A 12,463-nucleotide genomic window follows, 5' to 3' on the forward strand; every position below is an offset into this window, starting at 1 on the left:
GCTTGGTGAGTTCCATTACACTTCGATGTCAACTTCGTCGCCTTTTTCTTGCAACCAGTTACGGCGATCTTCAGAACGTTTTTTGGCAAGTAACATATCCATCATGCCCAACGTTTCTTGATAATTTTCATCATCAATCACCAATTGCACTAAACGACGTGTATTAGGATCAAGCGTTGTCTCACGTAATTGCAGTGGATTCATCTCACCTAAGCCTTTAAAGCGTTGCACATTTGGCTTACCTTTTTTACGGCTAAGGCGTTGCAAAATAGCGTTCTTTTCTGCTTCATCAAGGGCATAACTCACTTCTTTACCTAAATCGATACGATAAAGAGGTGGCATAGCCATATAGACATGACCTTGCTTTACTAATGCCGGGAAATGACGAACAAATAAAGCACAAAGCAAAGTGGCGATATGTAAACCATCGGAGTCCGCATCCGCAAGGATACAAATTTTTCCGTAACGTAATTGGCTTAAATCATCACTATCAGGATCCATCCCGATCGCCACAGAAATATCATGCACTTCTTGTGACGCTAATACTTCATCAGAAGAGACTTCCCAAGTATTAAGAATTTTACCACGTAGAGGCATAATCGCTTGATATTCACGATCGCGAGCTTGTTTAGCAGAGCCCCCCGCAGAGTCCCCTTCAACTAAGAAGAGTTCGGTATAACGTAAATCTTGCGAAGTACAATCTGCTAATTTACCCGGCAATGCAGGCCCCGAAGTCAGTTTTTTTCTCACCACTTTTTTAGCCGCACGCATACGTCGTTGCGCACTACTAATAGCCATTTCAGCGAGTAATTCACCGACTTGAACGTTTTGGTTTAACCATAAACTAAATGCATTTTTTACTGCACTAGCAACAAAGGCACTGGTTTGACGTGACGATAGACGCTCTTTGGTTTGTCCTGCAAATTGAGGATCTTGCATTTTTACTGATAACACATAAGCACAACGCTCCCATGTATCATCTGCGGTTAATTTAATGCCTCTTGGCAATAAATTATGGAATTCACAAAACTCGCGCATGGCATCTAATACACCTTGGCGCAAACCATTAACGTGTGTACCACCTTGTACGGTTGGAATGAGGTTCACATAACTTTCTGTGAGTAAATCACCGCCTTCCGGCAACCAAAGCATTGACCATTCAACGGCTTCGTTATCACCTTCAAATTTCCCTGTAAATGGCTCTTCAGGCAGGCGAACAAATTCAGCGACAGCTTCACTTAAATAGTCAGTTAAACCATCAGCGTAACACCACGTTTCTTGGGTATTATTGACTTTATCGGTAAAAGAGACATTGACGCCTGGGCACAACACCGCTTTGGCTTTTAATACATGAGATAAGCTTTTTGATGAGAAACGAGGAATATCAAAGTAAGTGCTATCCGGCCAGAAATGAACACTGGTTCCTGTATCTCGTTTAGCACACGTACCTATTTGATGTAGCTCTTCAACTTTATCACCGTTCTCAAAAGCAATTTGATATATTTTGCCTTCTCGGCGCACGGTGACTTCAATACGCTTTGATAACGCATTAACCACTGAGATCCCGACACCATGCAAGCCACCAGAGTATTGGTAGTTTTTATTGGAGAATTTTCCTCCGGCATGAAGATGGGCAAGGATCAGCTCAATAGCAGAGACTTTCAGTTCTGGATGGATATCAACCGGCATTCCTCGCCCATTGTCGATAACCTCAATAGATTGGTCTGCATATAAGATAACTTCGACCTTGGTTGCATGCCCCGCAAGCGCCTCGTCCACGCTATTATCTATCACTTCCTGTGCCAAATGGTTCGGTCTAGTGGTATCGGTATACATACCAGGACGCCGACGTACAGGCTCTAGACCATTAAGAACCTCAATATCCTTTGCATTATAACTTGATTGAGTCATTGTTTTAATCTGCGGTTCACTGTTTGAGAATACTGTTTATAATAACAGGTGTTAGCGGTAATATGATATTCATTTTTGAATTGAGACATCAACCCCAGTATTGCAGGTTAATGAGTCGAAAACGATGTTATTTTCAAAAACTGAACAATTTCCGGGAAAAAACGTTCAAAATTAACAAAAGCATGGTTTCCTCCCTGCTCTACTGTTTGCTTACAAGCGCCAAGATATGAAACCGCTTGACGATAATCAAGTATTTCATCTCCAGTTTGTTGAAGCAACCAAATAAGATCGGGGGAAGTTATCGTAGGAATACGTAAGGCAAGTAACTCATCCATATGGTGAGGTGCTAATCTATACTTTTGATGAGTATAAGGATTTTCATTATCGCCTAAAAAATCCTGTAGCAAATCAAACGGGCGAACCGCGGGATTCACCACCACTGCAGGTAAATGAAAACGTTGTGATAACCAAATAGCAAGATAGCCCCCCAGCGACGAGCCAATTAATCCTAACTTATCATTGGCATTATCTTTTACTAATTTTTCAATTAATTGAGCGGCTTGCTGAGGATAAGGGGGTAATTGGGGTACAAGTAGCTCAATATCAGGATGAGTGACTGATAACCATTCTTTAAACCCTTGCGCCTTGGCTGATTGAGGCGAGCTATTAAAACCATGTAAATAGAGGATACGAGACATGACTTAATAGCCATCCGCGTCAAGATCTGGACAAAAATCTTTACCCGCTAGACGATGTACTTGAGTATCAATATTCCTCTTACCCTGTGCAGATAATGATAACTCCAAATAGCGCCAACCTGGTGAAACGGTATCTAAAGAAAAATTAGTACAATGCGGGCGAAACTGAATACAGGTAGAGGGTGTTGCTAATAAGCGAATACCATTCCACATTTCATCCATTTCTTGATGAATATGACCACATAGCATCATTTTTATTTGAGGGTGATCTTTAACACGCTCAGCTAACTGGTGAGAGTTTCTTAAACTATGTTGATCTAACCAAGTACAGCCAGAAGGCATCGGATGATGATGCAATAAGATCACAGTATCTCTTTCTTTGTGGCTTTCTAGACAGCGTGTTAGCCAATCTAACTGACAGTCAGATAACTCGCCATGGGGAACACCTTGAATTTGGCTATCTAATAATAACAATTGCCAATGTTCACCAATTAACACTTGTTTTGCCGACAGAATGCCTGCCTGATTTAAAGCATCAATCATTGCTGGTTGATAATCATGATTACCGGGTAACCACACACAAGGTGAAGGTAATCTTGCAATCCCATCAGCAAAATGCTGATAAGCTGCAAAGGATTGATCTTGAACTAAATCCCCAGTAGCAACAATCAAATCAATCGATAACCCTTGCTGTTTAATCGCGTCCAATACCGCATGATAGCTACGATAGGTATTAATTCCCAACAAGGTATCATCCACATTAGCAAAAAGGTGGGTATCTGTGATTTGTAATATTCTAACGGTGTGTTGTTGATCCACCGACAATTCAAGCTGGCTTTCCAAAAGGTTTCCTTGTTTCTCTCTTACTAGCCGTTATTTTAACGTAATTTTGTATTAAAGATCTGCCACCCAATACACATTTCAAAAGATTATTGAGAAATATTCTCGCTACCAGTCACATTTTTTATCTCTTATGTTCAAGCTTAATCGATTGTATATTCATATACTTTAAAGATAATTACGTCATTTATCATATCTTTTCATAGTGACGAATAAAGTTTCTTTTGGCAATTATCACAACCAATCTTTTCTTAAGGTGACATGATGAAGCTGTAACCACTGAAGTGCGATGACGGAAGCGGCATTATCAATTATCCCTTCTTCAACCCATTGATAAGCCTGCTCTCGGCTGACGACATGAACACGAATATCTTCATTTTCACAAGCTAGCCCATGTATGCCTGTTGCTGTTGTGGCATCCACTTCCCCTACATAGACATACATCCGCTCACTGGTTCCTCCGGGGCTTGAAAGGTAACTTACAATGGGCTTACAACGACCTATTGTGATCCCAGCTTCTTCTGTGGCTTCCCGTCTTACCACCTCTTCAGGGCTTTCTCCTTCTTCCACCATGCCGGCAATCACTTCTAATAACCAAGGTGTTTGACTTGTTTCATAAGCTGGAATACGAATTTGTTCGATTAATACAACTTCGTCTCGTTTAGGATCATAAGCCAATAAAACACCCGCATGACCACGTTCGAACACTTCTCGCTTAACTTCTGCACTCCATCCTCCCTTAAATAAACGGTGTTTGAAACGATACTCGTTCATACGGAAAAAGCCTTTATAGCGTGTTTTTTTACTTATCAGCTCAACATCATTACGTGTATATAAAAATGGTGTATTTTCCTTTTTGTTCATACAATATTCCTCTGGTTATACTTAAGTCTTTTTTTATTGCATACGTTTAATACAGATTTAAAGATATTTGCCCGCAAATCCTGTAAAGTTAACCTAAAATAAAAGGATATGGCACAAATGGCTACCCCTACTTAGGGAAACAATCTGCTAGAATTGTTTCTATACAAGATTAACAGAGGCAACTCAGCGAAACTGTTGCAACAAGGAATTAAAATGAAAAAACTGCTCTCTCTTTTAGTCACGATGAGTTTGGCAGGGTTCAGCACTGCAAGTCAGGCTGAGGATCTGCTACAAGTTTATCAAAAAGCAAAGGACAGTAACCCAGAATTACGTAAGTCATTAGCTGAACGCAATCAAGCTTTTGAGAAAATCAATGAGGCACGTAGCCCATTATTACCACAATTAGGATTAGGCGCTTCTATTGATTATAAAAGTGGCTATCGTGATGCTAAAAATACCGAGTCTAACTCTCTTGGTGCGAATTTAACGCTGACTCAGACTATTTTTGATATGTCTTTATGGCGTCAATTGACCATGCAAGAAAAAACGGCGGGTATGAGTGATGTTACCTATCAAACAAGCCAACAACAGCTTATTTTAGATACCGCAACAGCTTATTTTAATGTTCTGCGTGCCATTGACTCCTTATCATTTATTGAAGCACAAAAAGAGCAGGTTTATCGCCAATTAGATCAAACTACACAGCGTTTTAATGTGGGGCTTGTTGCGATTACTGACGTACAAAATGCGCGTGCAAACTACGACAGCGTGTTGGCACAAGAAGTGGCTGGACGTAATGAACTGGATAACGCATTAGAAAAACTGCGCCAAGTCAGCGGTGTGTATTATATTAATCTGGCTTCACTTAATATCGCACGTTTTTCCACCACTCCACCAGACGCCATTGATAAACTGTTAAAAGACGCAGAAGAGCGTAACTTAAGCTTACTCAGTGCTCGTTTAGGTCAAGATTTAGCCCGTGAAAATATTCGTTTAGCGCAATCAGGTCATTTGCCAACCGTAAATTTAAATGCTTCAACGGGTGTCTCAAACAGTCATAATCACGGTAGTGCTTTACCACCAGAAACACCTGCTAACAGCCGTAATAGCTATAATGGTCAAAGCAGCATCGGACTCTCTTTAAGCATTCCATTATATACAGGTGGCAGAACGAGCTCACAAGTAGAACAAGCTCAATATGGCTTTACCAGTGCCAGTGAGCAGTTAGAATCGGTATACCGTTCTATCGTACAAATTGCACGTTCTTCTTATAACAATATTTCAGCTTCCATCAGTAGCATTAAGGCCTATCAACAAGTGGTTGTATCCGCGCAAAGCTCTTTAGATGCAACTGAAGCTGGCTACCAAGTGGGTACTCGTACTATTGTTGATGTCTTAAATGCAACTACAACGCTTTATGATGCTAAACAAAAATTATCAAGTGCACGTTACGACTATTTGATTAACCAATTAAATATTCAATATGCACGTGGTACCTTAAACGAAAATGACTTAATTCAGTTAAATAATGCGTTGGGTGAAGAGATTTCCACTTCCCCTGACAACATTATTCGTCCATTAACAAGTCCCGTACTGAATACGACAAATTAATCGTTAATAGACACCGTTAACCATCAAAACCGCTTACAGTGATATACGGGTAAGCGGTTTTTTTATACACTAGCGAGAAAAAACATTTTTGGTTACAAATAGATTAAAAATAAATTCACCTAATGCCCATTACTTAAATTTATAAATAACCTAATCATTATTTATTTAATAAATAGAGGATTTAGCTGATTTCATTGCCATTATCCCTATGAAGATCACAAATTTCTGCTAATCGCTGATGATTAGGTGTTTCTTATTTATTTTCTAACCTATTTAACCTATCCTAGCTTTTATTTTGAACGTTTTACTTTTTATGGATCTTACCAATATGACAATGAAACGTACCAAATCGATTAATCGCGATGCTTTTCGTAAAGCATTTCGCCCTTATCGTCTGGCGCCTGTTGCCATCGCCATCACCGCGGTATTCGCCCTTTCAGGGTGTGAAGAGAGTGATGAGACGGTTTCACTGTATATGAATGCACAAGAATGTGCGCAAGCGAATCCATCACAAGCAGCACAATGTGAAGATTCTTACCGCACGGCATTACAAGAAGCTCAACGTACTGCACCTAAATACGCAACAATGGAAGATTGTGTTGCTGAATTTGGTGATGCGCAATGTACACAAACTGCCTCAATTGATGGTAACCCCGTTAACACCGAAAACGCCAATAACCTCAACCCTGATAGTTCACAAATGGCACAAGCTAACTCTGGTGGTAGCTTCTTTATGCCACTGATGGCAGGTTATATGATGGGGCGTTTAATGGGGGGTGGCGCACCAGCACAGCCTTTATTTAGCTCACGTAATCCAAGCAGCCCAGCTAATGGTAAGTTTGTTGATGCAACGGGTCGTAACTATGGTCCTGCTGTCGGTGGTCGTCAAATGAACGTCCCTAAAACAGCCATGACTCCAAAACCATCTACAACATCAACCATTACGCGTGGTGGCTTTGGTAATACCGTTTCACGACAAGCGGCAGCTCAACGTGCAAGCGCGACAAATAACAACCGTAGCTCAACAGGCTCCTCTTCATATCGTGCAGGTGGTTAATTAAACCATGAAACGCGAACAAATTATTGAACGTCCTGATTGGCGCGAAAAAGCCACTGAATATGGTTTTAACTTCCATACCATGTATGGCGAGCCTTACTGGTGTGAAGATGCTTATTATCAATTTTCAATGGAAGAAGTGGAAACATTAGAAGAAACCACGGAAGAGCTTCATCAGATGTGCTTACAAGTCGCTGATAAAGTGGCTAATAGTGAAGAGCTATTGACTCGTTTTCAAATTCCTCGCCATTGCTGGGATTTTGTCCGTGAGTCATGGAAAACCTCGCAACCATCGCTTTATTCACGTCTTGATTTAGCTTATGACGGTAAGGGGCCGGCAAAATTACTCGAAAATAATGCCGACACACCAACTTCATTGTATGAGTCTGCTTTTTTCCAGTGGATCTGGCTTGAAGATCAAATCAATGCGGGTCGTTTGCCACAAAATGCCGATCAATTTAATAGTATCCAAGAAAAATTGATCGACAGATTCGCTCAATTGCGTGATCAATATGGTATGCGTTATCTGCACATGTCATGTTGCCAAGATACGCAAGAAGATCGCGGTACCGTACAATATTTACAAGATTGTGCAGAAGAAGCAGAAGTCACTACCGATTTTGTTTTTATTGAAGATATTGGTTTAGGTGAACGGGGTGAGCTGACCGATCTACAAGACCAGATCATCAGCAATATGTTTAAACTCTATCCTTGGGAGTTTATGTTCCGTGAAGATTTCTCGACCAAACTTGCTGATGCAGGGATCCGTTGGTTAGAGCCAGCTTGGAAAAGTATTATTTCCAACAAAGCGTTACTGCCAATGCTGTGGGAAATGTTCCCTAATCATCCTAATTTATTACCGGCTTATTTTTATGACGGTAAAGCGCCAGATTCGTTATCACGCTATGTCATCAAACCGCTCTTTTCACGAGAAGGGGCGAATATTCGTATCGTTGAAAATGGTAAAGATATCGCTGTTGCTGATGGCCCTTACGGTGAAGAAGGCTTTATTGTTCAGGACTTCCATCCACTGCCAAAATTTGGTGATAGCTATACATTAATTGGTAGCTGGCTAGTTAACGACCAATCTGCTGGTATTTGTATTCGAGAAGATAAAGAGCTTATCACGCAAGATCTGTCTCGTTTCTATCCACATATTATTTTAGATTAATAACGCAATTGCTGTGATAGCAAAACTTATTGTCTAGCATTGCCCCCCGCCCTAAACTAAAGGGCGGGGCTTTATGGCACACCTAAAAAATAAATTTAGCCTTAACATTCTATCAATTAGTTTTATTGAATATTTTACCCAATTTGAAAGGTCATCATGCTAAGTGATTTATTAATAATATCATTATTTAATAAAGTTACTTTTTCATCCGGCTGTTTTAAACCCAGTAGATATAATGCAGGTAAAAAATGTTCTGCTGTTGGGTGTGCGAGTTGCCCTTCTTGCGTTGATAAAATGGTAAAAAGCGCTTCAGGCACTTTATCACTTTGTAAACAGCGCTCTACTGTTTCACTAAAAGATAATGCCCAAGAGTAAGGCTCTGCTTGGTCATTTTGCCAATCCATCATTCTTAAATTATGAACGATATTACCACTGCCAATCACTAATACACCTTCTCTACGTAGCTCAACCAGTTTTTTTCCAAACTCATAGTGCCACTGTGGCGATTGGTTAGCATCAATACTTAACTGAACAACAGGAATATTAGCATTAGGGTACATCTTCTCTAATATTCCCCAACTACCGTGATCGAATCCCCATTGCTCCATATCCAGTTTTAATTTCATCGGATCAATCAGATCTTCAATTAATGCAACGAGACCAATGGAGCCTTTTGCAGGATATTCTATTTGGTATAACTCTGGTGGAAATCCATAAAAATCATGAATTGTTTTAGGATGAGTCATCGCTGTAATATAAGTCCCTTGCGTATACCAATGCGCTGAGATGACTAATATTGCTTTAGGCTTAGGCAGTGTCTCTCCTAACGTCGTCCAGAGGCGAGTATATTTATTATCTTCCAATACATTCATTGGACTGCCATGTCCAACAAATAGCGCTGGCATCAATTTTCTGTCCATAATCACCTCTTATCATCTTGCTATCTATGGCATTTAGCATACTGCCTTCTTACTTGAAATATAGTCAAAGAAGTGTGAAATAGTTATTCAAAAAATATGAAAAAGCCACTTAGGGAAACTTAAGTGGCTTGAATAAGTGTGTGTGTGTTTTCAGTGTCGTTTTAACTTGTTAATTTCAGCCCGCTTTCTTCTCCTCGCGAAGACGATAAGCCACTAAATCTTCAATCGTTAACACTGGCATATCATGCTGTTTAGCAAAAGTGACAACTTCTGGCGCTCTGGCCATGGTGCCATCGTCATTGGTTAATTCACATAACACGGCAACAGGTTTAAAACCCGCTAACGTTGCTAAATCAATAGAAGCTTCAGTATGTCCACCACGTGTTAATACACCACCAGGTTGCGCTCGTAATGGGAATACGTGACCTGGACGATTTAAATCACTTGGTTTTGCATTATCAGCAGCAGCTGCACGTACTGTCGTTAAACGGTCTGCTGCTGAAACTCCCGTAGTCACCCCTTGGGCTGCTTCAATAGTTACCGTAAATGCGGTATGAAAATGACTGGTGTTATTTTCTACCATCATAGGTAAATCGAGTTGTTGGCGGCGCTCTTCGGTAATACAGACACACACAATACCACTGCCATGACGAATAGACATCGCCATTTGTTCTGTGGTCATGGTTTCTGCGACAAATACCATATCGCCTTCATTTTCACGGTTCTCATCATCAAGCACCATCACACCTTTACCGGCACGAAGGGCTTCAAGCGCACGCTCAACACGCTCTAATGGAGAGCCAAATTCGGAAAGTAGCGTCTGATTCATGGTAAAAAAACCTCAATAATTAATGAAAGTTACCAGAACCAGGGCAGTCTTAGGAGTGGATCTCTGCTGTATAAATAGACAAGCAGAAACAACAGGAATGGATACAAGGATCTCACTGATGCTATTTTATTCTCTCCCATCCAGACTTTAACTGTCGGCTCCAGAATTACACTGGATCTGCTGACCTTTGCATCACATTGGTAATACAAAGCGCTCGCGGGCTTTACCTGATTATTCAGGTATCTACCGCCGGTGGGGACTTTCACCCCGCCCTGAGATAAACAGAGAAACTATACGCTTTAAAATAATAAGAGGCAATCCCAATCCACAATAACCCTTGTCAAATCACACTAATCTGTTATTGATAGGCAAATAATTTAACGATTTATCATAAAAATATAACAATAATATCGATATCAGGTTTTATTCCCACAGCCCTCATATTACACTTAGCATAGCTTTCTATTTTATTGTGAGGACTATCCATGCTGGACCCAAAAAAAATTGAACAAGTCGCTCGCCAAATCCAAAATGTACTACCACAAGGTATCAAAGATTTAGGTGATGATATTGATAAGAAAATCCGTGCAATACTTCAATCTCAATTAAACAAATTAGATTTGGTTAATCGCGAAGAATTTGATGTGCAAACACAAGTGCTGTTACGTACTCGCGAAAAATTGGCTCGTTTAGAGCAACGTTTAAATGAGTTGGAAGCAGGACAACAAACTGAAGTAGCCCAAGTTGAAATAACTGAAACTATTGTAGAAGCAAAAACTGACGATAAAGCATAAGCTATCACAATATGATTTATTACTCCCTGTATCACTGCAAAAGATACAGGGTAGTTTATTAAAAACAGAAAATTAGCACCCTAGGTATCACTATTCCAATTATAATAAACCGCAAAGTGATATCCCGCTATCTTCGCTCTCTTTAAAATTAGTGCAAAGATAAGTAACAAAGCAGAAACTCATCATCAATAACGCATAAAATTAATTATGAAAAATGATTTAATAGCTTAATTAATAGACTAATTAGTCCTATTTTAAGGTATTAAAAAAGCACTCATTAGAGTGCCCTTTCAATTATAATAAACAGCTTAATTATTTCTTTTTAATGGCATTAATAATATTAGTTGTGGAAATACCATCTTCAAAATTAAGTACTTTCACTTCACCACCCGCAGCCCACACCTCTTTACTGCCAGCAATGTCTTCGGGTTTATAATCGCCACCTTTTACTAAAATATCAGGCAATACTGATGCAATTAAACGCTGTGGGGTATCTTCTTCAAACGCGACAACCCAATCAACTGCCCCTAACGCGCCTAATACGGTCATTCGTTGCTCTAATGGGTTGACTGGGCGACTTTCACCTTTTAATCGTTTAGTTGATGCATCACTATTTACCGCAACAATCAGGCGATCACCCAATTTACGTGCATTAGCTAAATAACTAACATGCCCAGCATGAAGAATATCAAAACAACCATTTGTCATCACTATGCGCTCACCACGTTGACGCGCTAAAGCAACCGCTTGTTTGAGTTGTGACTCTTCCATAATACCAAAGCCGTTATCAGCACGCCCGCGAATAGCATTTTCAAGCTCAATAGGAGAAACCGTTGACGTTCCCAGTTTTCCCACAACCACACCAGCCGCAGCGTTGGCAAGAAAGCACGCTTCCGCTAATGGTTTGCCTGCAGCTAACGCAGTAGCAAGCACGCCGATAACCGTATCTCCCGCCCCTGTCACATCATAAACTTCTTGTGCTTGAGTGGGTAAATGCAATGGCGCTTCATTGGCTTGTAATAAACTCATGCCCCGCTCTGAACGAGTGATCAATAGTGCATCAAGTGCTAAATCTTTTACTAGTTGAGTGCCCTTTTCTACTAGCTCATCATCTGTATGACAAACGCCCACCACTTGCTCAAATTCTGACATATTCGGTGTTAAGAGTGTGGCACCACGGTAGCGTTCAAAATCACTGCCTTTAGGATCGATTAGTACCGGCACACCTGCTTTTTTAGCTAATTGGATCATTTGCTGTACGTGAGAAAGTGCACCTTTAGCATAATCCGATAAAATTAAGGCACCCATTGAGGGTAATGCTTGTTGAATACGCTCATAAATTGGCTCTGGAGAGACATTGCTAAATCCCTCTTCAAAATCAAGGCGGATAAGTTGTTGGTTACGTGATAGGACACGTAATTTAGTAATAGTTGGATGTGTCGCAATAGAGACGAAATCACAACGCACATTAACCTGACTTAATGTATTGCTTAATGCTTTTGCCGCTTCATCGATGCCGGTTAACCCCACCAACCGAGAATTAGCCCCTAAAGAAGCAATATTCATTGCAACGTTAGCTGCACCACCCGGACGCTCTTCTATGGTATCTACTTTTACCACAGGCACTGGTGCTTCTGGTGAGATCCGACTTGTAGGACCATACCAATAACGGTCTAACATGACGTCACCGACAACCAGCACATTGGCTTTATTAAAATCCGGCAGCGTTACTTTCATCCCATACTCCACATTATTTTCAAAAATAAGC

General features: G+C 40.5%; 11 protein-coding genes and 1 riboswitch. Of the genes, 4 read left to right on the plus strand and 7 right to left on the minus strand.

All coding sequences use genetic code 11. The features are described from left to right. Nucleotides 1-15: 15 nt before the first annotated feature. The 4 genes from parE to nudF all read right to left on the minus strand — a co-directional run bounded on the left by parE (nt 16) and on the right by nudF (nt 4,313). Nucleotides 16-1,911 (minus strand): DNA topoisomerase IV subunit B, encoded by a 1,896-nt coding sequence (gene parE / locus AACQ49_RS05265; RefSeq protein ID WP_004245554.1) that lies wholly within the window; start codon nt 1,909-1,911, stop codon nt 16-18. Between the two features lie 107 nt (nt 1,912-2,018). Then, entirely contained in the window at nt 2,019-2,609 is a 591-nt protein-coding gene (gene yqiA, locus AACQ49_RS05270; RefSeq protein ID WP_161778921.1) for an esterase YqiA, read from the minus strand. A 3-nt stretch (nt 2,610-2,612) separates the two neighbouring features. Next, a complete protein-coding gene (gene cpdA / locus AACQ49_RS05275; RefSeq protein WP_004250217.1) occupies nt 2,613-3,452 on the minus strand; it encodes a 3',5'-cyclic-AMP phosphodiesterase in 840 nt (279 codons plus the stop codon). A gap of 231 nt (nt 3,453-3,683) precedes the next feature. Then, a complete protein-coding gene (gene nudF, locus AACQ49_RS05280) occupies nt 3,684-4,313 on the minus strand; it encodes an ADP-ribose diphosphatase (RefSeq protein WP_017827538.1) in 630 nt (209 codons plus the stop codon). Nucleotides 4,314-4,526: 213 nt separating this feature from the next. On the opposite strand from nudF, the gene tolC reads away from it, so the two are divergent. The 3 genes from tolC to AACQ49_RS05295 all read left to right on the plus strand — a co-directional run bounded on the left by tolC (nt 4,527) and on the right by AACQ49_RS05295 (nt 8,152). Then, complete coding sequence (gene tolC, locus AACQ49_RS05285; protein WP_004245559.1) at nt 4,527-5,924, plus strand: outer membrane channel protein TolC; 1,398 nt, start codon at nt 4,527-4,529, stop codon at nt 5,922-5,924. Between the two features lie 328 nt (nt 5,925-6,252). Beyond that, nucleotides 6,253-6,981 carry a DUF1190 family protein gene (locus AACQ49_RS05290; protein ID WP_004249472.1) on the plus strand — a complete coding sequence of 243 codons (729 nt, stop codon included), beginning with the start codon at nt 6,253-6,255 and terminating at the stop codon, nt 6,979-6,981. A 7-nt stretch (nt 6,982-6,988) separates the two neighbouring features. Further along, nucleotides 6,989-8,152 carry a glutathionylspermidine synthase family protein gene (locus tag AACQ49_RS05295; protein ID WP_004245561.1) on the plus strand — a complete coding sequence of 388 codons (1,164 nt, stop codon included), beginning with the start codon at nt 6,989-6,991 and terminating at the stop codon, nt 8,150-8,152. Between the two features lie 134 nt (nt 8,153-8,286). Here the strand turns inward: AACQ49_RS05295 and ygiD are convergent, their stop codons facing one another. Beyond that, nucleotides 8,287-9,072 (minus strand): 4,5-DOPA dioxygenase extradiol, encoded by a 786-nt coding sequence (gene ygiD / locus AACQ49_RS05300; protein ID WP_004249471.1) that lies wholly within the window; start codon nt 9,070-9,072, stop codon nt 8,287-8,289. 175 nt (nt 9,073-9,247) lie between these two features. Further along, nucleotides 9,248-9,901 (minus strand): 3,4-dihydroxy-2-butanone-4-phosphate synthase, encoded by a 654-nt coding sequence (ribB, locus tag AACQ49_RS05305; RefSeq protein ID WP_004245565.1) that lies wholly within the window; start codon nt 9,899-9,901, stop codon nt 9,248-9,250. Nucleotides 9,902-10,025: 124 nt separating this feature from the next. Further along, a riboswitch (FMN riboswitch) is annotated at nt 10,026-10,185 on the minus strand. 201 nt (nt 10,186-10,386) lie between these two features. On the opposite strand from ribB, the gene ubiK reads away from it, so the two are divergent. Next, nucleotides 10,387-10,695 (plus strand): ubiquinone biosynthesis accessory factor UbiK, encoded by a 309-nt coding sequence (gene ubiK / locus AACQ49_RS05310; RefSeq protein ID WP_004245566.1) that lies wholly within the window; start codon nt 10,387-10,389, stop codon nt 10,693-10,695. A 312-nt stretch (nt 10,696-11,007) separates the two neighbouring features. On the opposite strand, the gene hldE is transcribed toward ubiK, so the two are convergent. After that, nucleotides 11,008-12,432 (minus strand): bifunctional D-glycero-beta-D-manno-heptose-7-phosphate kinase/D-glycero-beta-D-manno-heptose 1-phosphate adenylyltransferase HldE, encoded by a 1,425-nt coding sequence (gene hldE, locus AACQ49_RS05315; protein WP_004249466.1) that lies wholly within the window; start codon nt 12,430-12,432, stop codon nt 11,008-11,010. Nucleotides 12,433-12,463 lie beyond the last annotated feature (31 nt).

The sequence above is a fragment of the Proteus sp. G2675 genome (assembly GCF_963886535.1).
GTDB classification, from domain to species: Bacteria; Pseudomonadota; Gammaproteobacteria; order Enterobacterales; family Enterobacteriaceae; genus Proteus; species Proteus mirabilis.